Consider the following 26,428-nt stretch of genomic DNA (forward strand, 5'->3'; position numbering starts at 1 on the left):
CGGGAAGGAGGAGGAACATGTGCCGGATGATCCTTGCGTCAGGATCCTTCGACGTCGCCGACATCCTCGCCGCAGCGGTCACCATGAGCCGCGGCGAGTCCGCCGACCATGACAACGCCACCGTCTGCCACGCCCACGGCTGGGGCGTGGTGTGGCGGGACGGGAGGACCGGGGAGCTAGGCTGCCATCGCGACGTGCGGCCGGCCTGGCAGGGTGTCCCGGACAGTCCGCTGACGGACCTCAAGACGGATTTCCTCGCCATCCACGTGCGCAACGCGACGTTGCCAGAGAAGCAGGGGCTTCGGTTCACGCACCCGCTGACCCGCGCGGCCGACGACTGGTACTTCATGCACAACGGCTACATGCCCACAGTGCACCGGCTGCTTGGCATGGAGCACTCCGAGTTCGACTCGGCGGAGTACTTCGACTACCTGATCCCGCCTGGCACGGCGGCGCTTGGCGAGGAAGTCGTCCTCGAACAACTGAGGGCGGTGCCGCCGGGCGGCTCGACATCCGGCAACGCGATCGCGGTGCACCGACGCGGGGCGAGCATCGTGCACTGGAGCCCGGGCGAAACGCCGACCCCGCGGTTCTTCACGCTCCACGAGTTCGTCACCCCCAAGGTTCACGTTGTCTCCTCCGAGCGGGTGCCGGCGCTTGCCGAGCCGCCGCTGTGGCGGGCGCTGGCGCCTGGTCGCGTGCTAACCCTTCCGTTTCCGCCGAGGGAGATCATCTGATGTCCTGGGCCATCGCCGAACACCGCCCCTGCACCGATCCCGCCAGCGCGCCGGATGCAACCCTGATGCCGGGCCTGGCCTCCGGTAAGCACGCGATCGTCGTGCTCAAAGGGCTGATCCCGGACGCCGACTTCGCCCGCAACCGGGACCGAATCCTCAGGCTCTTCGACCGGGCCGTGACCACGTCCTACCCCAATGGCCAGCTCACCACCGTCGGCCCATACCTCGCGAGGTTCGCCGGGGACCGGGCTGCCTACTTCGCCGACGCTGCCCAGGCAGCCGCCACGACTGCCGAGGCCGGGATCGACCTGGCCCGGCGCACCCGCGAACGGCTCGCCGGTGTCCTCGGCCTGGCCAGCTTCGATCCTGCTGTTCAACCGGACGGGGCCCGTTACGCCGACCACAACATCCGGATTTACGCCGACGACGTCGAGACACCGCTCCACAACGACAACATCATGCGGGACATGGCCGGGGACGTGCTCACCCTCAGGACCCTGACTTCGCACTACAGCTGCGTGATGTGCGTCCAGGAATGCGACGCAGGTGGCCACCTGGAGCTCTACCGCAAGACATGGGAACCCGAAGACGAGCGCTACAAGATCCCAGACGGCTTCGGGTACGACACCGCTGTGGTCAGCGGTGTCGACTCCCTCCGTTTCAAGCCCGAGACCGGCGACGTCTACCTCTTCAACCCGACGCAGTACCACGCGATCGAGCGGGTCGCCGGCCGCGAGCGGGTGACGATGGGCTTCTTCTTCGGGTTCCGGGACTCAGCGCCGGACCAGGCAATAGCGTGGGTATAGCGGCGGAGCGAGCCGTCGAGCCCACGGCCACGCGCCTGGCTGAGGAGGGGATCGAACTGATCCGCTTCCTTTGGGTGGACCACGACTCGATCACTCGGGGCAAGGCGGTGACGCTGCGTGCGCTGGAGCCGCGGTTGGTCTCTGGCGTCGGCCTGGCCGTGGCCCGGCAGGCCACCGGTTTATCGGACCTGGGCCAGATGGTGCCGGGCTTCAACGCGGTGGGCGAGGTGCGGCTGCGCCCGGCGCCGGAGACCCTGGTACGGCTGCCGCACGCGCCGGGTTCGGCTGCGATGCTCTGCGACCTCGTTACCACCGACGGCGCCCCGTGGGATGCGTGCCCCCGGACGTTCCTGAAGGAAGCGCTGGCCTCGGTGGCCGAGTACGACGTCGTCGCGGGATTCGAGCCAGAGTTCACCCTGTGCCGCACACAACCGGTACCCGGTCGACTCGAACCTGCCGACGACAGCCTGTGCTTCGATAACGAGGGCTTCGACGCGACAGCCGACTTCACCCTGGAGCTCATCCGCGCGTTGGAGGCGCAGGGCCTCGGCGTCGAGACCTGCCACCCGGAATTCGGGCCCGGCCAGCACGAGCTGACGCTCCCACCCGCGCCGGCCTTGCGCGCAGCGGACGCTTATGTGGCGCAGCGGCTGATCACCCGCGGTCTGGCTCGGCGCCGGGGGCTGTGGGCGACGTTCGCACCGGTGCCGACTCCGGAGGCGCGCGGCAACGGCAACCACCTGCACGTGTCGCTGTGGAGCCGGCCCGAAGCGGGCTCCACAGCGGTCAACCTCTTCGCCGACGACCGCGACCCGCTCGGCCTGTCGGATCTAGCCCGCGCATTCATCGCAGGCCTGCTGCGGCACCTACCCGGTCTCACGGCCCTGACATGCGCGAGCGTCAACAGCTATCACCGGCTCAAGCCGCGTATGTGGGCGGGCGCATACGGCGCCTACGGACCCGACAACCGGGAGACCGCAATCCGCGTTCCCAGCCGGCTCGCCGGACGCGAGGCGGCGTCGACCAACATCGAGTTCAAGGCCTGCGATTCGACGGCGAACCCGTACCTGGCGCTCGGCGCGCTCATCCATGCGGGGATGGACGGCGTCCGGCACGGGTGGGAACCCGGTCCGGAACTGACCGCCGATCCCAACGAGCTTTCGGCGGAGGAGCTCGTGCGTGCCGGGGCTGTCCGGCTGCCGCAGTCTCTTGAGGAAGCCGTGGCAGCGCTGGAGGCCGACGACCTGCTGATGTCCGTGCTAGGACCCGCGCGCCGCGCACTCTATCCGACCATCAAACGCGCCGACGTACGCGACATGAAGGCCCTCGGTGAAGAACTCGATTTCCACACACACGCGGTGCGCTACTGAGCGTGCGAGAACGGGGAGGACGCACATGGATAAAACGTTAGCCGCCGTCACGGTGCGCTTGGACAGGCCCGACCCAGCCGACGCGGCCGGGATGTGGCAGCTCGTCGGGGAGTCCGGTGGCCTGGACCCCAACTCCTCCTACTTCTACCTTCTTTGGTGCCGGGACTTCGCCGACACCTCGATCGTGGCCCGCGACGGCAGAGGGCGGCTGCTGGGTTTCATCGCGGGCTTCCGGCGGCCCACCGTGCCCGGCACCCTGTTCATCTGGCAGGTCGCGGTCGCGACCGCACACCGTGGGCACGGCCTGGGCACTCGGATGCTCGACGAGCTCCTGGAGTGCGGCTGGCCGCAGGTCACCGCCGTGGAGGCGAGCGTGACTCCCGACAACTCGGCCTCAGCCGCGCTGTTCGGTTCGTTCGCTCGCCGGCATGGCGCTTTCGTTGAGCGCCGCACGCTGTTCGAGCCAGGTCACTTCCCGGACAACCACGATGCTGAAGAGCTCTTCCACATCGGCATCAACCGGTCCGGGTGATCGCATGCCACCGATGGAGCACAACGAAATGAATGTGTTCGAGGACTTGGAATCCGAAGTCCGCAGTTACTGCCGCGCGTGGCCGGTTGTCTTCGACCGGGCGCAGGGCAGCTGGATTTACGATGAGGAGGGCAACGCCTACCTCGACTTCTTCGCCGGGGCCGGGGCCCTGAACTACGGGCACAACCACCCGGCCCTCAAGGCGGCGCTGGTGGGCTACCTGGAGCGCGACGGGGTCAGCCACACGCTCGACATGTTCAGCGTGGCCAAGCGCGACTTCCTCGCCGGCTTCCAGAGCACGATCCTGAAGCCACGCGGGCTGCATTACCGGGTGCAGTTCCCGGGGCCGGCCGGGGCGAATGCGGTGGAGGCCGCACTCAAGCTGGCGCGCAAGGCAACCGGGCGGGAGAACATCGTCAGTTTCACCAACGCTTTCCACGGAGTGACGCTCGGTGCGCTCGCGCTCGCCGGGAACACCGGTCGGCGGGCGAGCGCGGGCACAGTAATCGGGGGGCAGATCGTCATGCCCTTCGACGGTTACCTGGGCTCGGACGACGCCGGACTGCATTGGCTGGAGGCGACACTGGCCGAACGGGGCACCGGGTTCACCCGCCCCGCGGCCGTGATCATGGAGACCGTCCAGGCCGACGGCGGCGTCAACGTCGCCGGGCCGGAATGGCTCTGCTCAGTCAGCGCACTGTGCCGTGCATACGACGTCCTGCTCATCGTGGACGATATCCAGGTCGGGTGCGGCCGCACAGGTGCCTTCTTCAGCTTCGAAGAGGCCGGCATCTTCCCGGACATCGTGACGCTGTCCAAGTCGATCAGCGGGTACGGCCTTCCGCTGGCGCTCACCCTGTTCAGCCCGGAGCTCGACGTGTGGAGTCCGGGCGAGCACAACGGAACCTTTCGAGGGCCGAACCCTGCCTTCGTGACCGCGACCGCGGCGCTCGAGCTTTGGGCCGACGGCACGCTGGCCGCGGAGACGACCGCCAGGGGCCGCGTGGTCGAGGACTTCCTCAAGGAGTTGCGAACCGCCGTCGGATCGGTCACCGACTGCCGGGGCCGGGGCCTGATTTGGGGCATCGAGTTCGCCGAACCATGGATGGCCGCCGAGGTCTGTGCCCGCGCGTTCACTGCAGGGCTGCTCGTGGAGTCGGTGGGGCCGGCGGACGAGGTCGTCAAGCTTTCGCCGCCGCTGACGATCAGCGTCGCGGAGCTGAAGAAAGGGCTGGGCATCCTGGCAGATGCGATTGGCACTCTGCCAGCGGCCCGGGCGGAGAAGGAAGGGGGCGTCCGATGATCGTGTGCACACTCGACGAGGTGACCGGGACCGAGCGAGACGTCACCGCCGAGACCGGGACGTGGCGCAGCCGCCGGATCATTCTGGCAAAGGAACGGGTCGGCTTCTCGATGCACCACACGATCATGTACGCGGGCACCGTGACCACCATGTGGTACGCCAACCATGTCGAGGCTGTCTACTGTGTGCTCGGCACCGGGGTGCTGACCGACGAGGAGACCGGACAGACCTACCAGATCGAGCCCGGCACCCTCTATCTGCTGGACAATCACGAACGCCACACCATGCGACCGATCACTGACCTGCACCTGGTGTGTGTATTCAACCCACCGGTGACTGGCCGAGAGGTCCACGACGAGCACGGCGTCTACCCCCTGCTCCACGCTAACGCACAAGAGACCGGGACCGCGCGGTGATGGGCGGGGCGAATCCGGCCGACCGGTACCCAACCCGCCTAGCCGTGGCTGCGGAGTCACCGCGCCGCGAGCCGGTGGTCTGGACGAAGTGGGGATCCGGCCCGCTCGACTCGGACGCTCTGGCGGCCTACGACCGCGACGGCTTCCTGGTGTTCGGGGACCTGTTCAATGACGACGAGGTGGAGCGCTACCGGGCCGAGGCTGACCGCCTGTGCACCGACGCCGCGATGCTGGCCGACGAACGCGCAGTCGTCGAGCCGACCGGCGGCGAGCTGCGCTCGATCTTCGAGGTGCACGCGGTGAGCCCAGTCTTCGCCGACCTAGCCGCGGATCCGCGGCTGCTCGAGCGCGCGCGCCAGATCCTCGGCTCGGAGGTCTACATCCACCAGAGCCGGATCAACCTCAAGCCCGGCTTCGGGGCTGCCGGGTTCTACTGGCACTCGGACTTCGAGACCTGGCACGCGGAGGACGGGATGCCCGCTCCGCGAGCGCTCAGCTTCTCGATCGCACTGACCAACAATCTCGAGGTTAACGGCCCACTGATGATCATTCCCGGCTCGCACCGGACATTCGTCGGCTGCGAAGGGGAAACGCCACCGGAGCACTTCCGGTCGTCGCTGCGACGCCAGGAGATCGGCACGCCTTCGGCGTCGGCGCTGGCTGGGCTGGCCGAGCGGTTCGGCATCAGCCAGGTCACCGGCCGCGCCGGGGCTGCGACTGTCTTCGACAGCAACTGCATGCACGGCTCCAGCGACAACATCACCCCGTACCCGCGGCGCAACGTGTTCATTGTCTACAACAGTATGGAGAACAGCCTCGTGGAGCCGTTTTGCTCTGCCGCCCGTCGGCCGGAATTCATTGCCTCGCGCGACTTCACCCCTGTCCGCGCCCGTCGGCACGCCGCAGCGCATGACTGAACGGGCATTGACTCCGATCCAGCCCGCCGCCAGAAAGCTGACGGTGCGGTCGCTGAAGCGACTGCGGCCGTACGTGCGACCACACCGCTGGCAGCTACGGACAGCGACGGCGCTCGCAGCGCTGGCCTCCATCCTCCCGCTGGCGATGCCCCAGGTCCTCAAATGGATCGTCGACGGGCCGGTGGCGCACCGCAAGCCGTCGGAGGTGGCCCTCGGCGGCCTGGCACTGCTGCTCCTGGGAGCTGCCGAGGCTTCGATTTTCGGCATCCGGCGGTGGCTGATGGCCACACCGCTGGCCGACATTGAAGCGGCGATGCGTGCCGACTTCCATCGGCACGCACAACGGCTGCCGGTCGCGTTCCACGACGGCTGGACCAGCGGACAGCTGCTGTCCAGGGGAACCACGGACCTCCAGATCATCCACATGTTCGTAGCCGGGCCGCTGACATTCCTCCCGGTCTACACGGCCACACTCGGCATTGGCGCAGCGATCCTGATCTCCCAGCAGTGGCTGCTCGCTGTCATCATGCTGGCACCGATCCCCCTGCTGATCATCCTTTCCTACAGGTTCGAGTCCGACTACGCAGACGCCGCCCGCCGGGCACAGGATCTGTCAGGTGACCTGACCACGGCGGTCCTGGAATCGGTGACGGGCATCCGGGTCGTCAAAGGCTTCCGCCGGAGCGAGGATCGGGTTGCTCGGTTCCGCGACCAGGTGGGGGGGCTGCGCGAGGCCGAGTTGCACAAAGCACGCCTGCTCGGCGGCATCTCGGCACTCATCACTGCGCTGCCGGGGCTCGCGACAGCATGCGCCCTGGTCCTAGGCGCGGTCCAGGCCGCGCACGGGCACCTGTCGACCGGGACGCTGTTGGCGTTCGTGGGGACCGTGGCCGTATTGGGACCGGCGGTCGAGCAGACGGGGCCGATGCTGGCCGGATGCCATGAGGCGGCGGCGGCCGCGAACCGGTTCTTCGAGGTGCTCGACGAACCGGCCATGGCTGACTCGAGGCTCGAGATTGGTGCGGCGGACAGGGTGGCCGCCGATGCCGGACTCGCCACTGACACGGCTACCGATACCGGATCTGACATGCCCCACCGCCCCGTCACCCAGGGCCCGGCCGAACTCGTCCTCGCCGGCGTCGGCTTCCGCTATCCCGACGCCGCCCCCGACGACCCGCCGACACTGTGTGACGTCAGTCTACGTATCGCGCCCGGTGAGACGTTGGCCGTGGTCGGGGCCACCGGCAGCGGCAAGACCACGCTTGCTTCCCTGATGCCACGGCTGTATGACCCCGTCGAAGGTCGCATCACGCTCGACGGCGTTGACATCGCCACCATGTCGCGCATCGAACTGCGCTCCGAAGTGGCCGTCGCGTTCGACGAGCCGGTCCTGTTCTCCGGAACCCTCATGGACAACGTCCTCATGGGCGCCGAGGCCGACGATGCGCAGCTCGACAGCGCTCTGCGATCCGCTTACGCCTACGAGTTCGTACGAGGGCTCCCGGAGGGCGGCCGCACTCGGGTCGGGGAGAACGGGATGTCGTTGTCTGGCGGTCAGCGGCAGCGGATCGCGCTGGCACGGGTCATGGTCCGCCGCCCCAGGGTCGTCGTGCTCGACGATCCGCTGTCGGCGCTGGACATATACACAGAGGCTCAGATCCACGACGCCCTGCGGGAGGTGCTGGCCGCGACAACGGCCCTGGTGATCGCGCACCGGCCATCGACGGTACTGCTGGCCGACCGGGTCGCGGTCCTAGCCGGCGGCCAGGTTGTCGCCGTCGGCACGCACGAGGAGCTGCTGCGGACCAGCCCGAAGTACGCGGCACTGATGACACCGATCGAAGCAGCGGCCAACCCGCAGGAAGGGCCCTGATGCACTCATCGACGCCCAAGGCGGCATGGCCACGGTCCAATGACTCCCCGGTCAGTGCTGACGATCTGGTCGCGCTCGCGGCGACGCCGGCCGACTCGGCCGGCGAACCGGTCGACCCCTTGGAGGCACCGGCGCCGAAGGGCGCGTCCAGGCGCTTGCTGCGCTCAGTGCTGGGGCCGGACATCCGGCGCCTGTGGCTGGCCGTGGCGGTCGTCCTGCTCCAGCAGGTGGCCGCGCTGGCCGGGCCGGTGCTTGTCGCTGTCACCATCAACAAGGCGATTCCGGCGCTGCGTGCCCACGACGCGGCGCCTCTCCTCATCGTGGCCGTCACCTACGGGTCCTGCGTGGCCGCTGCCGGCCTGTTGCAGAACATGTTCATCCGGTTGTCCGTCACGGTCGGGCAGAACGTGCTCAGCGAACTCCGGGCGCGCCTCTTCGCCCACACTCAGGCGCAGAGCGTGGAGTTCCACGACGCCCATGCCGCCGGTCAGTTGGCCTCCCGGGCCAGCGGCGACGTCGAGGCCGTCCGCGAGCTCTTTGACAGCGGGATCGAACAGATCGTCACCGCGGGGGTGTCCCTGGTTTACGTCTCATCGGTCCTGCTCGTGCTCGACTGGCGGCTCGGCTGGGCCTCCCTGGCCGTGATGGCACCCATCTACTGGACCATGCGGTCGTTCCGGAAGCGCTCGCTCCAGGTCTACCAGCGGCGTTCGACCGCGGCCGCAGCGGCGGCCGGCGACATGAGCGAGACGTTCGCCGGCATTCGGACTGTCCAGGCCTTCTGTCGCGAGCGTGCCAACGAGGACCGGTTCGCGATGCTCAACCGGCGGCACCGGAAGGAGAACCGACAGGCCGGGATGGAGATGGCGCGCTACGTCACTTCGTCACGGCTGGTCGCCAACATCGCCGTCGCGGGGCTGGTGATGTGGGGCGGCTACCGTGTTGCGTCCGGCACGATGGAGCTGGGGACCTATGCCGGCGTGGTGCTGTATCTGCGGGATCTCTACGACAAGCCGCTCCGGCTCGGCGGCGTCCTCGACGCCTATCAGGCAGCGGCAGCCTCGTTGGAGAAGATCGCCGTGCTGCTGGCAATCGAGCCGACCGTGGTCGAACCAGTTCGGCCCGCTTCTTTGCCTCCGCTTCCGGAGCTCTCCGTCGGGCGCCGGGTGAGCTACGAGGACGTCGCCTTCGCCTATTGCGACGGTCGCGAGGTGCTCCGTGGCTTCGAGCTCGACATCCCTGCCGGGCAGACGGTCGCCCTGATCGGGCCGTCCGGCGGCGGGAAGTCCACGCTCGCCAAGCTGCTGGCGAGGTTCCACGATCCGACCCACGGCCGCGTGCTCCTTGACGGGATCGATCTCCGGTCCGTCTCGGCGGCCGACCTACGCAGCGGCGTGGTAATGGTCCCGCAGGAGAACTTCCTGTTCTCCGGCACTGTCGCCGAGAACATCGCACTGGCGCGACCCGACGCCACGCCAGAGGAGATCCGGTGCGCTGCACAGGCGACCGGGGCCCATCGGTTCATCTCGGCACTCCAAGACGGCTACCAGACCGATGTCGGCGGACGCGGTAGCCGCTTCTCGGCCGGCCAGCGGCAACTGATCGCCCTGGCCCGTGTCTTCCTGTTGAACCCTTCCGTCATCGTGCTGGACGAGGCCACGTCGGTCATCGACATCCCGAGCGAGCGCGCCGTGCAGGACGCTATGCGCAGGGTGCTGCGGGGGCGCACGGCGCTGGTCATCGCTCACCGGCGGTCGACGATCCAGATCACCGACCGGGTGCTGGTGCTGGCCGAGGGCCGCGTCATCGAGGACTGCACCCCGGCCGATTTCACCGAGGGCCGGGGCTTGTCGGGGAAGACTCGTCGGCTCTGGCTGGATAGCGACAGTTGAAAGGAAACCACACAACATCATGTCTACCGACATCACTCCTATAACGGTCATCGTGGACGGGTACTCGTCCGCGAACTTCCTTCCGACCGCGTTCCGACAGCGCGGGTTCGAGGTGGTCCACGTCCAGAGCTCCGCTGAGCTGCGGCCCACGATGATCCCGCCCGACCTGTCCCAGTACGCGGACAACATCGTGTGCTCCGGTACGACCGACATCGACGCGACTGTCGAACGCCTCGCGCACTACCGGCCGTTGGCGGTTCTGGCTGGGCAGGAGCCGGGCGTCATCCTTGCCGACCTGCTCAGCGAGCGGCTCGGCGTTCCGACCAACGGCTCGGTGCAGTCCCAAGCCCGCCGCGACAAGTACCAGATGATCGAAACTCTACGGGCAGCCGGCATACCGTGCGCGGAGCAGTTCAAGAGCGCCGATCCGCAGGAGCTCGCTGCTTGGGCCCAGCGCTCCGGCGGGTTTCCAGCGGTTGTCAAGCCCTTGGCCTCCTCGTCCTCGGACAACGTGTTCATTTGCCACACGACACAGGAGGTGATTGCTGCAGCTCGGCAAGTTCTTCGCGCGCGCGACATGTTCGGCAGTCCCAACACTGAGGCGCTCGTCCAGTCCTTCCTAGACGGGACCGAATACTATGTGGACGTCGTTGGCGCGGAAGGGGAATTCTTCGTCTGCGGAATATGGGAGTGCGAGAAATCCATGGTCGGTCCGGGCCGGCGGATCTACGACCGCGACATCCTGCGTGGTCCCTGGGATCCGGGGATGGACAGGATGATCGACTATCTCGGACGGGTCCTCGACGCCCTGGGCATCCGGAATGGACCCGCGCACGCCGAGATCATGATCACCGCCCGCGGCCCGATCCTGGTCGAGGTCGGAGCAAGGGTCAACGGCGCGATGATGCCGTCTTTCAACACCGCCGCAGTGGGTTCGAGCGTGGCCGACCTGATCGTGTCGGCCTACACTGAGTCTGCTGAGTTTCGGAGGGTGTACGGCGGCCGCTGGTACAAGAAGCTGCGAGAGGCAGCCGTTTACCATATCCCGACCAGTCTGGAAGGCATCGTTGAGTCCGTCGATCAGGACACAGTCGATGCGATCACGGCCCTGGAGACCGTGCACAGCGTCGTCGTCCGACTCAAGCCAGGGATGAGGATCCGACCAACTGTCGACCTCATGACCAGCGTGCTGCGCGTCTTTGCCGTTGCTGACGACGAGGCACACATGGCCCGCGACCGCGTCTCGGTCCGGACCTTGGCTGATCGAGTATACCAGGTGAGAAGCTGATGTGCGAATTATCGACAACGTGGACTGGCTGCGGTCCAGGGTCCTAGATCTGCGACAAGTAATAGTCGCGACCTTGTGAATCTTTCAAGTTATCGCCTGACATTCCAGTGCTGTTGGATCTCGCCTTCGTCTCATTCGTTTGGTGCGTGTGATCCCGGAGGCGGCGACGGCCTGCCCGACACTTTTAATCCAGGACAAGCGAACAGCCGTCAATGGGGTTCAGAGTCAGGGTGGGTCACTTCGGGCGCCGTTTGGGGTGAGTAACTACCCGAGCCGTGACAGAAATCCAACGCCCAGATGGGGAGGGAGGTTCACAGGGTGATTCAGCACTCGCCGGAGAGATAGTTCTGAAGATATGTGGGTGGGGGCTGGCTATGTCGGCGCGGTGTACTCCTGCCCAGTTCAGTCCAAACCGGGAAATTGGCCATCTAGGGCGATGCTCTCGGGGAGTGAGGCGCGAAGCGTTCCTTTGCGAAGCGTGAAATGCTTCTTTACTTAGGTATGGTCGACGAGTCCCCGGCGGGTCGGATAACTTGAATAATTATCTGCCCCAGACCCGGATGTCGCCTATCGTGAGAGATGATATCGACAGATAGTCGACGTCGTGACGGAAATGACTGTATCGAAACTTTCATGGCCGACCCTAAAGAAGTCTGCTCGAATCACATGTGTACTCGTGTACCACTCCAAGACATGACGGCTGGAGAAGTGATGCCCAAATACGGCCCTATAATCCAGCAGCCTCGGCAACGCCCTTCCGGTATGCCCGTGTGGAAATACCAGCCTTACCCTGCTGTCAATCTCGAGGATCGAACATGGCCGTCTCGAACGATCTCGAGGGCGCCGCAGTGGTGTGCCGTGGACCTCCGTGACGGCAACCAGGCGTTGCCGATTCCCATGGATAGCCAGCGCAAGCGGAAGCTGTTCGACTGCCAGGTGCGCATGGGATACAAGGAGATCGAGGTCGGCTTCCCAGCAGCCAGTCAGACGGACTACGAATTCGTCCGGCTGCTGATCGAGGATGACTTGATCCCGGACGATGTCGCCATCCAGGTGATCACACCAGCTCGCGAGGAGCTGATCCGGCGCACTTTCGAGGCGGTGAGTGGGGCGCGGCACGCGATCGTCCACCTGTACAACTCAACCTCCTGCCTGCAACGCGATGTTGTCTTCGGCATGAACCGTGGGCAGATCGTTGACCTGGCAGTCCGGGCCACCGAGCTCTGTTCGGCGCTGGCAGAGGAGCTGCCCGGTACGCACATTCAGCTTGAGTACACGCCGGAGTCGTTCACCGGCACGGAACTGGACTTTGCATTGAAGATCTGCAATTCCGTCACGCAGGTTTGGCAGCCCAGTCCGGCGTACAAGATGATTGTCAATCTCCCTGCCACGGTTGAGATGTCGACCCCGAATATCTATGCCGACCAGATCGAATGGATGCACCGTAATCTTGCGTGTCGTGATTCTCTGATTCTGTCGATCCATCCGCACAATGACCGAGGTACGGCGGTTGCCGCCGCCGAGCTAGCCTTCATGGCAGGTGCCGAGCGTATCGAAGGCTGCTTGTTCGGCAACGGTGAGCGCACCGGAAACGTCGATCTGGTGGCGTTGGGTATGAATCTTTTCAGCCAGGGAATCGATCCGTTGATCAACTTCTCCGATCTTCCCGAGATAGCAGCGACGATCGAGCACTGCACTGGTCTGCCCGTTCATGCTCGCCACCCTTATGCGGGCGAGCTAGTCTACAGCGCGTTCTCAGGGTCTCATCAGGACGCCATTAAAAAGGGGTTGGAGGCGCGAAGTCGTAAGGCTGCCGTGTCAGGCGGCGACGCCTCGCGCTTCCTCTGGGCGGTACCGTATCTTCCCCTTGACCCCAAGGATGTCGGCCGCGACTATGAAGCGATCATTCGGGTTAATTCTCAGTCGGGCAAAGGGGGGATCGCGTACATCCTCAAATCCGAATACCACCTAGATCTGCCGCGGGGGCTACAGGTCGAATTTTCCCAGATGGTGCAGGAGATAACCGACTTTGACGGTGGAGAAATGTCGTCCGAGGGAATCTGGAAGTGCTTCCGGCGGGCATATCTCGACATTGATACGCCGATCGAGCTGGACGAGCACCAACTGTCGTCGTCCGACAACAGTGAAGGATCCCACCGATTGGCGTTGCGGGCAGTCATCCACGGTCGCTCAACCGAACTCCGGGGAGAAGGTACTGGCCCCATCGACGCGCTCCTGGATGCTCTTGCCAGGGCTGGATTGACCGGTTTCACCGTCCGCGCCTTCGCACAACACGCGCTGGGCTCGGGCAGTCGGGCCCAGGTCGGCGCGTATGTGGAAATCTCCCACGACGGCCGGTCCGCTTGGGGCGCAGCTCTTCACAGTAATCTGGCGGCCGCGTCTCAGAGGGCCGTCGTGAGCGCAGTCAACCGCCTTCTCCTCAACGAGTAACCGGATTCCTGGCCATATTACAGTACTTAAAGGGTGTGTTTCGTGATCGCGCTGGAGGAGGAGCACATTGACGACGAGATATCGCGCACGAATTGAAGTGCGGGACATTGAAGGCACTGTATGGCAGGCGATCGATTCCGAATACATAGAGGAACACACCGGCACCGCAAGCGACTATGGTCGCAGGTTGCTCACCAAGTATCTTCGGGAAAACCCCAACCAGGCGAGAAACGCCCGAGTTCAGATATGGGAGATGGATGACATCGACGGGTGTGTGTCCGCTCCATCCGATATCCTCGCATTGATCGACGACCCGGTTCCCGTCCCACCAGAGATCGCGGCAATTGAGGCCGCAAAGGAAGACGTACTGCGCCGTCGGCGTGCTCTGGAGCACAGCATCGAACAATTGAATACGAGGTTGCGCGAGGCGCGAAGAATCGGCCACCGCGGGGATCGGCTAGCTGAACTCGCGCACCCGGCCCTTGCGCGTGAGTATCTCTGAGAGGTTGTTTTCATCTTGAATGCCCAGTTATTTCCTGGTCTTTGGGGTGTAGGGCTGCTGTGCCGGTGAGGCTGCTGGCGCGGTTGAGTCGAGAGGGTCGGATGGGGTGACAGCTGAGGCGGGGTGCAAGTTGCGCCTGTCTCATCCCAAAGTGCGTCGGCGCGGGAGCGGGCTTCCACGGCCGCGTCCGCACGCCTGGGCGCACACGCTCACCGGCGGTATGTCCAGGTCATGGCTGAGCGTCGCCCCTATCCCAGTGATCTGTCCGATGCCCGCTGGGTGTTGATCGAGCCAGTGCTGGCCGCCTGGCGGGCCGAGCGGCGGCGGCATGCCTTGGACATCGGCCGCCCGCCCGAGCACGACCTGCGCGAGATCATGAACGCGATCTTGTACATCGACCGCACCGGGATGCAGTGGCGCTACCTGCCGCACGACTTCCCGCCCTGGGCCACGGTCTACGGCTACTTCGCCAAGTGGCAGAAAGACGGCGTGTTTTCCCAGCTCACCGGACTACTGCGCGCCCTGCTGCGAGAGAAGGAGGGGCGAAACGCGGAGCCGTCGGCCTGCGTGATCGACGCGCAGAGCGTCAAGACCTCCACCAGCGTCCCCGCTTCCGGTCAGGGCACGGACGCCGCGAAGAAGATCGTGGGCCGCAAGCGGAGCATCGTGACCGACACGATCGGCTTGCTGCTCGCGGTGCTGGTTACCGCGGCCAGCGTCCAGGACTCCATCGCCGGCACCCAGCTGATCGAACACGTCGCCGCCGCCCACCCCCGCATCCGCAAGGTATGGGTCGACGGCGGCTACCGCCAGCACCTCGTCGAGCACGCCGCCGCCCTCGGCATCGACGTGGAAATCGTCCAACGCATCCCCGGGACCAGGGGATTCATCCCAATACCGAAGCGGTGGGCAGTCGAGCGCACCTACGGCTGGCTGATGTTCCACCGCCGCCTGGCCCGCGACTACGAGACCCTCCCCGCTCGCTCCGAAGCCATGATCCACCTCGCGATGACCGACCTGATGGCCCGCCGCCTCACCGGCGAGTCCACCATCTCCTGGCGCGACCCGACATCACCGGATCAAATCCGCATCCCGGGATGAAACGGTGGGATAAAACGACCTCTGAGGAAGCCATGTCATTCGCCCCCCCAGCACGGCTTTCACGCACAGCCCCGGCCGGACCGTCTCTTTCCAATCCCCTGGTGGGCCCGCCTACGCCGGCTCCGGGACGGCGAGCGTGGAGATCGTCGTGCCCGTCTACAACGAGGAACGCGCTCTGCCCGGCTGCCTGCGTACCCTGCATGCACGGCTGACCGAGGGCTTTCCGTTCCCCTGGCGCGTCACCGTCGCCGACAACGCCAGCACAGACGGCACGCTCACCGTCGCCCGCCGCCTCGCGGAGGAACTGCCTGGCGTTGACGCCGTGCACCTGGACCGGAAGGGGCCGTGGACTTGCCCTGTGCAGCGTGTGGGGGTGCAGTGACGCGGACATCGTGGTCTACATGGACGTGGACCTGTCCGCCGGCCTCGACGGGCTGCTGCCGCTCGTCGCCCCGCTCGCCACGGGGCACTCCGACATCGCGATCGGCAGTCGGCTGGCGCCGGGTGCGCGTACCGTGCGCGGGCCGCGCCGCGAGTTCGTCTCCCGCTGCTACAACGGCATCATCCGGCTCACCCACGGGGTGCGTTTCACCGACGCCCGGTGCGGATTCAAGGCCGCCCGTACGGAGGTGCTGCGCCCTCTGCTGAAAGTGACCCGGGACGACGCGTGGTTCTTCGACACCGAACTCCTGCTGCTCGCCGAGCACAACGGGCTGCGCGTCCACGAGGTGCCGGTCGACTGGGTGGAGGACGTCGACACCAGGGTCGACGTGGTGAGCACGGCCACCGATGACCTCAAGGGCCTGTGGCGGATGGCGCGGCTCAAGGCCTCCGGCGCCGCCCGCGTCGAACTGCCCCGCCGCCCCGCACCGGCCGCCGAGCACCCGGACGCCGTCCTCGCACCGCCCACGGGGCGGGGCGTGCTGTCGTGGGAGATCGGCTGCTTCATCGCGATCGGCATCGCCTCCACCATCGGGCAGGCGCTGCTGTACTGGCTGCTGCGCGGCTGGTGGCAGCCCGCTGCCGCCAACCTGGTGTCGCTGCTGATCCTGACGGGGCTGAACACCGAGGCGCATCGCCGTCTCACCTTCCGGCAGGCCGGAACCCGGCCCGCGCGGGCCCATCTGGGCGCGGGCGCCCTGTTCCTACTCGGTTACATGGTCACCTCCGGAGCGGTGCTGTGGTTCAAGCACACCGACCCCGGGGCCTCGGCGGCCGCCGAGAGCGCCGTCCTGGCCGCCGCGTCCGTCGCGGTCACCGCCGTCCGTTTCGCCGTGCTGCGGCTCGCTGTCTTCCGCCGCAAGACCACCGCCTGACCCAGGCCCCGCCACCGAGACTTCTGACGAGAGCTGAATCCCGTCCATGAACGAGTCCCACCGGACCCTGTCCGTCACGCCGGTGTCTGGCGGTCCCTCGCAAACTCCTCCTCGCTCCCTGCCCGCCTGGGCGGCGCCGGCCGCTCTCGGCGCGATCCTGCTCGTCGCAGCCGTGCTGTACGGCTGGGCGCTCGGCTCGTTGGGCTGGGGCAACAGCTACTACTCCGCGGCCGTGAAGTCGATGGGGAAGAGCTGGACCTACTTCCTCTTCGGCTCCTACGACCCGGCCGGGGTCGTCACGGTCGACAAGCCGCCCGCCGCGCTGTGGCCCCAGGTCATCACCAGCAAGATCTTCGGGCTGCACGGGTGGGCATTGATCCTTCCGCAGGTGATCGAGGGCGTGGCCGGCGTGTTCGTGCTGCACCGCACCGTGCGCCGCTGGGCGGGGGAGCAGGCCGCACTGCTGGCCGCCGTGGTGCTCACCCTCACCCCCATCACCGTGGCCATCAATCGGGACAACAATCCCGACACCTTGCTCGTCCTGCTGCTGGTGTCGGCGGCGTACGCGCTCACCCGTGCCCTTGCAGGCCGAGGGCCGGGCGGTGACCTGGTGGCTGTGCGCGAGCGGGTTCCTGATCGGGTGCGGGTTCCTCGCCAAGATGCTCGCGGCCTGGATGGTCGTCCCCGCGTTCGCCCTCGCCTGGCTCGTGGGGGGGGAGGGGGAGCATGGGCCGCACGGGTGTGGAGGTTGCTGACCGCGGGCGCCGTGCTGGCAGTGTCCTCACTGTGGTGGGTCGTGATGGTGGCGCTCTGGCCGGGGGGCCGGCCCTACATCGGCGGCAGCGAGAATGGGTCGGCCTGGGACCTGGTGGTCGGCTACAACGGGCTAGGCCGGGTCTTCGGCTGAAGCGACGGCTCGTCGCAGGCCATGGCCGGTATGGGTGGGGGATTCGGCGGCGAGGCGGGTCTCGGCCGCATGTTCAACACCCAGGTCGGCGGACAGATCAGCTGGCTGCTGCCGACCTGCGCCGTAGCCCTGGCGCTCGCGGTGGTGTGCACAGTCCTGTACCGCCGCGGGCGACTGGACCAGTCCGGTGTGCTGCCCGCCTCGGGTTGGCTGCTGTGGGGGAGCTGGCTGTTCGTGTGCGTGGCCGTGTTCTCCACGCAGAAAGGCATCTTCCACCCGTACTACACCACCCAGTTGGCCCCGGCGATCGCCGCCCTGTGCGGCGGGATGCTGGCCACCCTGATCCGTGTCCACCGAGCCGGCGTGACGTGGGCTCCCTGGGTCGGCGCGGCGGCCGTGGCGGTGACGGCCGGCTGGGCGATGGTTCTCGTCCGCCGTACGCCGGACTGGAACGGGTGGCTGATCTGGCCCGTGCTGCTGATCGGCTGCGCGGCGATCGCACTCCTTCTGCCCCGGCGCGGTGGGAACCTGCTCCTGGCAGGGGCGGCTGCCGCGGTGGTGTCCATGCTCGTGGCACCGGGGGCGTGGGCGGCGAACGTGTCGGCTTCGTCGAATCTCATGGGCGGCGCCAACCCGACAGCGGGACTGAGGAGTTCGCTGTCGGCCTTCGGAATGTCCGGCATACCTGGGCAGGGCTCGTCTGGGAATCAGGGGGTTGTCGGGAATGCCGTCGGGGATGCCGTCGGGGATGCCCGGTGGTGACCAGGGCGGTATGCCGAGCGGCCTCCCCAGCGGCATGCCCGGTGCGTCCGGTGGCTCAGGCTCGGCCTCCGGCGGTCTGCCCGCCTTCCCCGGTGGACCTGGCGCGATGTCCGGCGGATTCGGCGGTTCCAGCGGCTCGGCACTCACCTCCGACCAGCGCAAGATGCTCAACTACGCCGTCAAGCACTCACCGAAGGCCCGGATCAAGCTCGCTGTGTCAGGCGGCGCCATGGCCACCAACGCGTTCATCCTGAACAGTGACGAGACGGTGATCGGCATGGGCGGCTTCATGGGCGCCGACGACGCGCCCTCGGTCGACCAGCTGAAGAAATGGACCGGGAACGGTGAGCTGCGATACGTCGTTGGATCGGACAACGCCGGCGGTGGAGCGATGACGAGGCCCGGCATGTCGCAGGAGAACGCCACTGACCGCTCGGAGTGGATCTCCAAGAGCTGCACCAAGGTCGCGGCGTCGGTGTACGGAGGCAGCAAGACGTCTCAGCAGAAGACGGGCAGTGCGGCGCCCTTCGGCGCCTCGATGCTCTACGACTGTGCCGCTCGGTGAACGGCAACAGAACGGACCGCACCGCACGATGACAGAGCAGCCCGCGGACAGGGCGCGATACAGGCTCCTCGTGGTCGAGGACGAACCCAGCATCCGCACCCTGTCGGAGTCCACCCTCCGGCTCACCGGATACGAGGTGAGCGCCGCGGAGAACGGCCAGTCCGCCCTCGTCGAGATCCAACGACGGGAGCCGCACCTGGTACCGCTCGACGTGATGCTCCCCGACCTGGACGGCTTCGAGGTCACACAACGATTGCGGGCGGCCGGGAACGACGTACCCGTGCTGTTCCTCACCGCCCGCATCGACGTCGACGACCGCATCAAGGGGCTCAGCTCCGGCGGCGACGACTACGTCACGAAGCCGTTCCACATCGACGAAGTGCTGCTCCGCATCGAGGCCATCCTGCGCCGCACGGTCGTCCAGGGTTCGGAACCGCTCATCGCGGAGACCGTGCTGCGCTACGCCGACCTCGAGCTCGACGAGGGCGCTCACGAGGTGCACCGCGCCGGGCACTATGTTCCTTTGCCGCCGACCGAGTTCGAGCTGCTCGCCTATCTGCTGGCCAACCCGGGCAGGGTCCTGACCAGGGCTCAGATCCTCGATCACGTGTGGAGCTACGACTTCGCCGGAGATGCCCGGATCGTCGAGACCTACGTGAGGTACGTGCGCAAGAAGGTCGACCGCCTCGGGCCGCCACTCATTCACACGGTGCGCGGCATCGGCTACTGCCTGCGGCTGCCACGCGAGCCGGGTGGGACGGCGGAGCAGTGAGTCGGCTGCTGCCCCGAATCCCCGGGTCCCTGCGGCGGCGCCTGATCCTGGCGGCGGCGCTGCTGGCGACGGTCGCCGTCGTCGTCTCCCAGGTCATCGGGTTCGTGGTGCTGCGCTCATGGCTGTTGGACCGGGTCGACCAGCAACTGGCGGACTTCCACCCACCCGGACCGGCTTACTGCGAGGCTCTCAAGGAGAACAACCCCGGGGACCGTCCCGACGTCCTGCCCTCCGACTTCCGTGTTTACTTCTACGACGGCTCCGGTCGGCGGATGGTCATGTCGCTCGGTGCCGACGGCAAGCCGGGTCCACGGATCGGGGATTCGGTGGCGCAGCTCGGTCTGCACGTCGGCCGTCCAGGGACGGTCGCTTCCGTCAGCGGCGACAGCCGGTGGAGAGTTCTGCTGAGTTCCGGTCCGGAGGACATGCACGCCGTCGTGGCTCTGCCGCTGGACACCGTCGACGCCACCACGTCCAAGATTCTCTGGCTGAACGCGGTGTTGCTGGTCGTCACCGTTGCCGCCCTGCTCGCGCTGGGCCGCTGGGTGGTACGACTGGGTCTGCTCCCACTGACTCGCATGGAGCACACCGCCGAGCGCATCGGAGCGGGGCAACTGGATCTGCGACTCCCCGACATCGATGCGCGCACCGAGATCGGCCGGCTCGGCCGGGTGCTGAACTCCATGCTGGAGAGGCTGCAGTTGGCGCTCCGTGAACGGGAGGCATCCGAGGCGCGCATGCGGCGTTTCGTCGCCGACGCCGGCCACGAACTGCGCACTCCGCTCACCGCCATCCAGGGCTACGCACAGCTCGCACTCCGCCGGGAGCGTCTGTCGGCCCATGAGCAGAACGAGGCCCACCAGTTGATCGCCCAGAACGCGGAGCGGATGGGCCTCCTCGTCGACGACCTCCAACTTCTCGCCCAGCTGGACAGGGAACCGTCGTACGACAAAAACCCGGTGGACCTGCTCTCCCTGGCGGCGGACGCCGTGCGGACCGCCGCCCTGCACGGAGCGAGCCATCCGGTCGATCTGGGCCCCCTGTCCGACCCGGCGGGCAACGGCGAACTGGATGTGGTCGAGGCCGTCGGCGACCCCCATCGACTGAGACAGATCGTCGACAATCTGCTGTCCAACGCCCGTGTCCACACCCCGGCCGGCACTGCGGTCCACGTCAGGGTGGGCGAGACCCGGGTGGGCGTGGACACCTGCGGAACCGACCGCCCGGGGGTCGTCACCGCCCTTGCCGGACGGCACGCCCGCCGGCGTGGTGGAAGTGGCGGGCGACGGGCCCGGGCTCACGGCCCAGGACGCCAAGCACGTCTTCGAGCGCTTCTACCGTGCTGGCCCTTCCCGCTCTCGCACCCACGGTGGTAGTGGCCTGGGCCTCTCCATCGCCGCCGCGGTCGCGGAAGGCCACGGTGGCCGCCTCGAACTCGACACCGCGCCGGGCAGGGGATGTACCTTCCGCCTCGTCCTCCCCGCGGGGCGTTCGGACGGGCGATCCAGCGGCGTCTCCGGCTGATCGCCGCCGGTCCTGCCACTGTGCGCCGGCCCGCAGGTGGGTGGCGAAGAGGGTCACCCTGATGTACCCAGGCCCCTGCTCAGTCACTTCGCTCGGGTCGCCGCCCAGCTGCTACCGCTGTGGCGGCCGTCCGCCCGACGAGCAGGACAGCGCTGGTCACCGATGCGTCCTCTGCCGGGTGTCTGTGGGCTCGACGGTGCCCCACGAGGCTGCCCGCCCATCCCAGCAGGAAGGCGGCCGGGACGGAGACCAGAACCGGGGTGCTGTGGTCGAACCAGGCGAAGTCGGCGTTCGGCAAGAAGGCCTGAGAGCTGCCTGAGGCGGAGGGCGAGAACACCGCCAGGCCGCCACTCAGGATGATTCCGCCGTACACGGCCCACAGCAGGCCCGTTCGGTTGAAGCGGTCCCAGTAGAACGTGTAGAGCAGAACCGGGGCCACGGTCGACGCGGCCACTGCCGTGGCGAGCTGAGCCAGGAAAGCGGCGGAGCGTCCCTGCGCCAGTACGGCGAGCAGGATGCCGAGGACACCGAAGAGCAGGACGGCTATGCGCGCCACCATCAGTTCACGCGTGGGGTCGGACTGCCTGCGCTGAACGAGATGGTGGTACGTGTCCCGGGCCAGGCCGGCGGCCGCTGCCAGCGTGGTGGCGCCCACGACGGCGAGCACGCTGAGAAAGATCGCGCAGGCGAGCGCGGTGAAAAGCAGACGGCTAGTGCCACTTCCCAGCCGGTCGTCCAGACTGCTGGCCACGAGCATCAGTGAGTCGTCCGCATTGGACTGTCCGGAGAGAATGGTGTCAGCACCGACTCGGGCCGACGCTCCCATGCCCAGAATGACCACGGTGACACACACGAGCGCGACGACACCGGTCGCGTACCGGACGGAGCGGCGTGCTGTGGCGGTGTCCTTTGCCGCAGAGACGCGGCTGAGGACGTGAGGCATGCAGACGCCGCCGAGGACGGTCATGACCTGGCCCGCGGCGATGTCCAGACGTGGTGTCGGTCCGACGTTGAAGAGGCCACCGGTACTCAGATACCGGCCGGGACGGGTGCTGTGCGCGTCGGCAGCGGTGAGCAGGGAGCCGACATCTCCGTGGAAGAGGCGGAGCACGGCCAGGGACGCGAAGGTCATGGCCGCGAGCGTGACAGCAGCGGCGATCACCTGTATCACGGTGAGTCCCTTGGCGCCGCTGAGCATGCCGCAGGTGACCACCAGGCCTCCGATGATCAGGGTGCACATCTGCTGCACCTCGATGCCGGAAAACCCGAGGAGTGCCGCGGTGACGTTTCCGGCGGCCATGAGCTGAGCCACGAGGTACGGAGCGGTGACCGCGAGGGTGGCCACCGCGGCGGCCACCCGAGGCGCGGTGCCCGGCGCCCGGAGCGAGAAGAGGTCGCCGAGTGTCAGGGAGCCGCTGAGCTGCAGAGGGCGTGCCAGCAGAAGGAGGACACCCATCGACAGAAGCACGCTGGTCGCGGCGGTGATGCCGTCGAAGCCGACGGTTGCCACCACACCGGTCACGCTGAGCAGCAAAGATGTGGAGACATAGCATCCCGCCAAGGCCAGGCCGTTCTTCAATGCCGAACCCTGCCGGTCACCGATGTAGAACTCCGACGGAGAGTCTCCGCGCAGGCCCGCGAAGACCGAGCCGAAGAGGGCGAGAACCATGAAGAGCATGAAGGAGCTGAGGACCAAGGCGTAGGGATCATCGGCCGCCGCCGCGAGGAAGGTGCTGCTGTGATTCATCTGAACCCTCCGATCTGCTGGACGGGCACGGCGGTCGCGTTCGCCTCGGCGGGTGCGTGCTGCAGCGGATCCAGCAGGCGTGCACAGCGATGGTCGAAGCGGCGGGCCGTTGCCAGCAGGGCCACTGCCTGGAGCAGATACAGCGACAGGCCCGCAGTCATGTCGGTGCTGAACAGTCGCGTGGCGAGCAGATCGCCAGGGAGCGCGATCAGGGTCACCGCAGTGCCGAAGCACAGGGCGTTGGGTACGAGGTAGGCCAAGTCCAGGTGCACTGCCCGTCGACGCGCTTGAGACAGCGGCGACTGGGCGGTGTGATCGGGGAACCTGTGGTGCTTTGGTGGCTGAGCCGAGAGTCGCATCGCTACCTTCACGTGCTGGTCGGGTGTGGGTCGGTCGGCGGCCGCTCTGGAAGCCGACCCCGAGCCGCAGGGCAGCGCTTAGATAACGGGCGGCAGCGCCTGGTGGCCGGACGGCCGGGGCGGCGGCAAACGCGGCGGAGAGCCGCCGGCGAGGTGTCGACGCAGGCGCAGACGATACCGGAAGCGTTTGTCAATGTCCTCTGATGTGAAACTTGAGTTCTGCTAAGCGGGACAACAGTGTCTGGTGATGTGGAGTGGATGTATCACCAGCGCTGAGAGCTGAGCCCCCCTGTCGAGGACCGGTGAGCCGGTCGGATGCGTGGAACCAGCCCTTGGCCGGGGTGAGGAGGACCTGTGTGACAGAGCGGCAGCTTTCGTCCGAGCCGCAACCTCGGGCTCCTACTTGCTTCACCGTGCTGACCCCTTCCGCTCCCGTGTCCGCGGCGGCGATGGCCTCTTCGTCATGGGTGGATCGGAGGCACTTCCTGCTGACGCCGGGTGTCGTGGCGGAGGCCCGCTATCGCCGAGGCGGGGGAAGCAGGCCGCTCCCGGTCAGGCGCATGCGTGTTTCTCCGTCAGGAGGTCACCCCTCACCCGTGTGTCTCGGTCGCCGACCGGCCGACGGTTCAGCAGGCTTGACGTCGTTGTCCCGACTGGGCCAGCGGCGTGCTCCCTGCGGTATCCAAAGCAAAGGTCCTGTATCAGTGTTGTTTGGGAAGTAGGTTTCCGCATGCCTTACCGGTGGAAGGTCGCCCCCGAGGACCTGTTCGTCGAGCGGTACTGGCAGATGGTGAACAACGGTTTGCCTTCCGCGGACGTCGACACCGTCCGATCGACGGTCACTGACATGTGGCTCGACGAGCCGGGCGGCTGGGTGTACGAGCGGTCGCGACTGGCCGCCGGATATGCGGAGCTTGGTGAGCATCAGCTTGCGGCGCTGGCCTACGGATGGGCGAAATTTCCCACGCTGGCCGACGACGCCAAGCGCACGGCGCTGGAGCGGCAGCTCAAGCAATACCTGCTTGCCGCTCCAGGTTTCAAGGTCGGGTTTCAGCGCCGGGCCGTCCAGCTGCCCTGCGGCGAGGGGTCACCGCTGTACCCGCGCACTTTCTCACTCCGCCGGGCTGGTCAGGTGATGCCCCCGTCCTGCTCGCCAGCGGTGGAGTGGACACCTGGAAAATGGATCTCCACGGGCTCTTCGAGGCGGTCGCCCTGCGAACCGGTATGGGCGTGCTGGCCTTCGACATTCCGGGCACGGGTGAATGTGCCGGCCCCATGGACTCGGAGGACGGCGCTGACCTGGTGCGCGCCCTGGCCATCGAGGCACGGGCGCTGGGCAACGGGCGCGTCCTGCATCTCGGCATATCGATGGGCGGTCACTTCTCGGCCTGCTCGGGCCTGGCGGGGGACGTCGACGCGGCGATCGTCATCGGCGGTCCCATCGAAGCGGCATTCGCCCGGGATCGGACCTTCGCGTATGGCATGGAAGGCAGCGTCGGCAATGCGTTGGGGTTCGAACATGAACCGAATGATGTGCAACTGGCCCGGATCTGGCCGCCGTTCGACCTGCGCCCGCTGCTCAACCTGAACGCGAACGTGCCGATGCTGGTCATCAATGGTGCCGGTGATGTCCATGTTCCACAGCAGGACACCCTTGTCTTCGTTGGCCGTCGGGACACGGAAGTCCACTTGCTTCCGGACACCGGACATTGCGCCGCTTCCAAGATGCCCCAGGTGCTTGAGTTGATGTTCGAATGGATCGACCGCCACCAGCTGTCGTCTGCGGGCAGGTGACGTGTTGGACATCGACCTGGCCGTGCGTCCATAGCCCCTGTTTGCGGTTGCCCGCAGTGTTGCGAGTAGTTGCCCTGCTTCAAGGGATCGCGTCTCATGAAGTGGTGTAGCCGGGCAGGGTCCCGGAACGCGCGGGTGTCTGCCCGGGGCGTGCGTCTGCTGGTGGGGCGTGCTCCCTGAAACAAGGGCAGGCCATCGCGCAAGTCTCCTTGGTGAACGGGCAGTTCGACCTGAGGAGCACGTGATGGCCTTGTCCCAGTCTGAGCTGATGCGGCTGCTGGAGTCACTACGTCGGGCCGACGGAGTTGAAGCAATCAGGGTGGTGTGCGAGCGCATTCTGCAGGAGCTGATCGAGGCCGAGGCCACCGATGTGATCGGTGCCTGGCCGCGTGAACACACCGAGACGCGCACGACCTGGCGCAATGGGCACCGGGAGAGGCGTGCTGACCACGCAGGCCGGTGACCTGGACCTGAAGATCCCGAAGGTGCGCAGCGGGTCGTTCTTCCCGTCGCTGCTGGAACGCCGGCGGCGGATCGACCGGGCTTTGTTCGCCGTGGTGATGGAGGCATACGTGCACGGCGTCTCCACCCGCAGCGTGGATGACCTGGTCAAAGCACTCGGCGCGGACAGCGGGATCTCCAAGTCCGAGGTCTCCAGGATCTGCGGTGAGCTGGACGAGGAACTGACCGCGTTCAAGCAACGGCCGCTGGAGCACACCGTCTTCCCCTACGTCTTCCTGGACGCCACCTACTGCAAGGCCCGCGTGAATCACCGGATCGCCTCGCAGACCGTGGTCATCGCGACCGGCATCTCCGCCACCGGGCACCGCGAGATCCTCGGTGTGATGGTCGGCGACAGCGAGTCGAAGCCGTTCTGGACGAAGTTCCTGCGCAGCCTGCGGGCCCGTGGCCTGGAGAACGTCCAGCTTGACGTCTCTCCCATGATCGTCGGATCCGCCGTTAGATTTACACTCCCGTCAGCGGTGACGCCGGCAGGTGGTTCCTTCGACGGAGCACCTTGGACGGCTGAGTCGGCAGGCCTGCCTGGTGCAGTGCGTGGACGGAGGTGTGTTCGGGTGCGGCGAAACCGGGGTCGCCGTAGTGGATACGTCCACTTCTTTCGACACGGGATCCCATCCTCAATGCGAAGGGGTTCCGGCCACGGATTTCCGGAAGGCGCGACGAGCCTGACTCGTATGGCGCGTCATCATTTTAATAGCGGATGGAATTGAAGGAAAGGCAGATTAGAGTTCAGAAAGGGGATTTGGAAATCCGCCCCGAGGAAATGAGACGTTTTCAACGGAAGCGGATACGAGAGCATTTGACCAGTCGTCACACCAGACCGCACCGGACCCAACAGGTGCGCTTTTGTGGAATTCGCGGAGCGGAATTCCCTGGACAGTGCGGAGCAATTCGGCCGATCGTCACGGAGTGACGATCCATCAACTCCCTTGCGGAGCAAGGGAGTTGGCCCGCCGCGTAGCGGCGGCGCGT

The 26,428-nt window shown here is 66.7% G+C and carries 24 protein-coding genes and 1 pseudogene; 23 read left to right on the plus strand and 2 right to left on the minus strand.

Annotation, left to right across the window (positions count from 1 at the left end):
• The first annotated feature begins 17 nt into the window (after positions 1-17).
• The 21 genes from OG787_RS51455 (at position 18) to OG787_RS51555 (ending at position 21,034) form a co-directional block, all read left to right on the plus strand.
• Positions 18-737, plus strand: coding sequence for a class II glutamine amidotransferase (locus tag OG787_RS51455; RefSeq protein WP_405540359.1), 720 nt, complete (start codon positions 18-20; stop codon positions 735-737).
• The gene (locus OG787_RS51460; RefSeq protein ID WP_405540360.1) at positions 737-1,543 is read left to right on the plus strand and encodes a hypothetical protein; all 807 of its coding nucleotides are present in this window, start codon (positions 737-739) and stop codon (positions 1,541-1,543) included. The genes OG787_RS51455 and OG787_RS51460 overlap by 1 nt, the downstream gene beginning before the upstream one ends.
• Positions 1,534-2,913 (plus strand): glutamine synthetase family protein, encoded by a 1,380-nt coding sequence (locus OG787_RS51465; RefSeq protein ID WP_405540361.1) that lies wholly within the window; start codon positions 1,534-1,536, stop codon positions 2,911-2,913. The genes OG787_RS51460 and OG787_RS51465 overlap by 10 nt, the downstream gene beginning before the upstream one ends.
• A 25-nt stretch (positions 2,914-2,938) precedes the next feature.
• A complete protein-coding gene (gene ectA, locus OG787_RS51470; protein WP_405540362.1) occupies positions 2,939-3,445 on the plus strand; it encodes a diaminobutyrate acetyltransferase in 507 nt (168 codons plus the stop codon).
• A gap of 13 nt (positions 3,446-3,458) precedes the next feature.
• A complete protein-coding gene (ectB, locus tag OG787_RS51475) occupies positions 3,459-4,748 on the plus strand; it encodes a diaminobutyrate--2-oxoglutarate transaminase (RefSeq protein ID WP_405540363.1) in 1,290 nt (429 codons plus the stop codon).
• Positions 4,745-5,164 (plus strand): ectoine synthase, encoded by a 420-nt coding sequence (locus OG787_RS51480; protein ID WP_405540364.1) that lies wholly within the window; start codon positions 4,745-4,747, stop codon positions 5,162-5,164. The genes ectB and OG787_RS51480 overlap by 4 nt, the downstream gene beginning before the upstream one ends.
• Positions 5,164-6,081, plus strand: coding sequence for an ectoine hydroxylase (gene thpD / locus OG787_RS51485; RefSeq protein WP_405540365.1), 918 nt, complete (start codon positions 5,164-5,166; stop codon positions 6,079-6,081). Before OG787_RS51480 ends, thpD begins: the two co-directional genes overlap by 1 nt.
• On the plus strand, positions 6,074-7,954 hold the full coding sequence (locus OG787_RS51490) for an ABC transporter ATP-binding protein (protein WP_405540366.1): 1,881 nt from the start codon (positions 6,074-6,076) through the stop codon (positions 7,952-7,954). Before thpD ends, OG787_RS51490 begins: the two co-directional genes overlap by 8 nt.
• Positions 7,954-9,846, plus strand: coding sequence for an ABC transporter ATP-binding protein (locus OG787_RS51495; RefSeq protein ID WP_405540367.1), 1,893 nt, complete (start codon positions 7,954-7,956; stop codon positions 9,844-9,846). Before OG787_RS51490 ends, OG787_RS51495 begins: the two co-directional genes overlap by 1 nt.
• 19 nt (positions 9,847-9,865) lie before the next feature.
• Complete coding sequence (locus OG787_RS51500) at positions 9,866-11,134, plus strand: ATP-grasp domain-containing protein (RefSeq protein ID WP_405540368.1); 1,269 nt, start codon at positions 9,866-9,868, stop codon at positions 11,132-11,134.
• A gap of 762 nt (positions 11,135-11,896) precedes the next feature.
• Positions 11,897-13,585: a 2-isopropylmalate synthase gene (gene leuA / locus OG787_RS51505; RefSeq protein ID WP_405540812.1), complete on the plus strand. Its 1,689-nt coding sequence runs from the start codon at positions 11,897-11,899 to the stop codon at positions 13,583-13,585.
• 67 nt (positions 13,586-13,652) lie between these two features.
• Entirely contained in the window at positions 13,653-14,087 is a 435-nt protein-coding gene (locus OG787_RS51510) for a hypothetical protein (protein ID WP_405540369.1), read from the plus strand.
• A 231-nt stretch (positions 14,088-14,318) separates the two neighbouring features.
• Entirely contained in the window at positions 14,319-15,188 is an 870-nt protein-coding gene (locus tag OG787_RS51515) for an IS5 family transposase (protein ID WP_405540370.1), read from the plus strand.
• 136 nt (positions 15,189-15,324) lie between these two features.
• Positions 15,325-15,570, plus strand: a complete 246-nt coding sequence (locus OG787_RS51520; protein ID WP_405533858.1) for a glycosyltransferase — start codon at positions 15,325-15,327, stop codon at positions 15,568-15,570.
• A 19-nt stretch (positions 15,571-15,589) separates the two neighbouring features.
• Entirely contained in the window at positions 15,590-16,504 is a 915-nt protein-coding gene (locus OG787_RS51525) for a GtrA family protein (RefSeq protein ID WP_405533857.1), read from the plus strand.
• A gap of 46 nt (positions 16,505-16,550) precedes the next feature.
• Positions 16,551-17,411 carry an ArnT family glycosyltransferase gene (locus OG787_RS51530; protein ID WP_405533856.1) on the plus strand — a complete coding sequence of 287 codons (861 nt, stop codon included), beginning with the start codon at positions 16,551-16,553 and terminating at the stop codon, positions 17,409-17,411.
• Positions 17,412-17,441: 30 nt separating this feature from the next.
• The gene (locus OG787_RS51535; RefSeq protein WP_405533855.1) at positions 17,442-18,173 is read left to right on the plus strand and encodes a hypothetical protein; all 732 of its coding nucleotides are present in this window, start codon (positions 17,442-17,444) and stop codon (positions 18,171-18,173) included.
• A complete protein-coding gene (locus tag OG787_RS51540) occupies positions 18,160-18,738 on the plus strand; it encodes a hypothetical protein (RefSeq protein ID WP_405533854.1) in 579 nt (192 codons plus the stop codon). The genes OG787_RS51535 and OG787_RS51540 overlap by 14 nt, the downstream gene beginning before the upstream one ends.
• Positions 18,739-18,766: 28 nt before the next feature.
• The gene (locus OG787_RS51545) at positions 18,767-19,510 is read left to right on the plus strand and encodes a response regulator transcription factor (RefSeq protein ID WP_405533853.1); all 744 of its coding nucleotides are present in this window, start codon (positions 18,767-18,769) and stop codon (positions 19,508-19,510) included.
• On the plus strand, positions 19,507-20,886 hold the full coding sequence (locus OG787_RS51550) for a sensor histidine kinase (protein WP_405533852.1): 1,380 nt from the start codon (positions 19,507-19,509) through the stop codon (positions 20,884-20,886). The genes OG787_RS51545 and OG787_RS51550 overlap by 4 nt, the downstream gene beginning before the upstream one ends.
• Positions 20,786-21,034 carry an ATP-binding protein gene (locus OG787_RS51555; RefSeq protein ID WP_405540814.1) on the plus strand — a complete coding sequence of 83 codons (249 nt, stop codon included), beginning with the start codon at positions 20,786-20,788 and terminating at the stop codon, positions 21,032-21,034. Before OG787_RS51550 ends, OG787_RS51555 begins: the two co-directional genes overlap by 101 nt.
• Positions 21,035-21,113: 79 nt before the next feature.
• Here the strand turns inward: OG787_RS51555 and OG787_RS51560 are convergent, their stop codons facing one another.
• On the minus strand, positions 21,114-22,781 hold the full coding sequence (locus tag OG787_RS51560) for a sodium:solute symporter family transporter (protein ID WP_405533850.1): 1,668 nt from the start codon (positions 22,779-22,781) through the stop codon (positions 21,114-21,116).
• Entirely contained in the window at positions 22,778-23,053 is a 276-nt protein-coding gene (locus OG787_RS51565) for a hypothetical protein (protein ID WP_405533849.1), read from the minus strand. Before OG787_RS51565 ends, OG787_RS51560 begins: the two co-directional genes overlap by 4 nt.
• 1,266 nt (positions 23,054-24,319) lie before the next feature.
• On the opposite strand from OG787_RS51565, the gene OG787_RS51570 reads away from it, so the two are divergent.
• Entirely contained in the window at positions 24,320-24,934 is a 615-nt protein-coding gene (locus OG787_RS51570; protein WP_405533848.1) for an alpha/beta hydrolase family protein, read from the plus strand.
• Between the two features lie 244 nt (positions 24,935-25,178).
• A pseudogene (locus OG787_RS51575) lies at positions 25,179-25,887 on the plus strand (IS256 family transposase); the annotation flags it as partial.
• Between the last annotated feature and the right edge of the window lie 541 nt (positions 25,888-26,428).

Source organism: Streptomyces sp. NBC_00075, from assembly GCF_045041225.1.
Lineage (GTDB): Bacteria > Actinomycetota > Actinomycetes > Streptomycetales > Streptomycetaceae > Streptomyces > Streptomyces adonidis.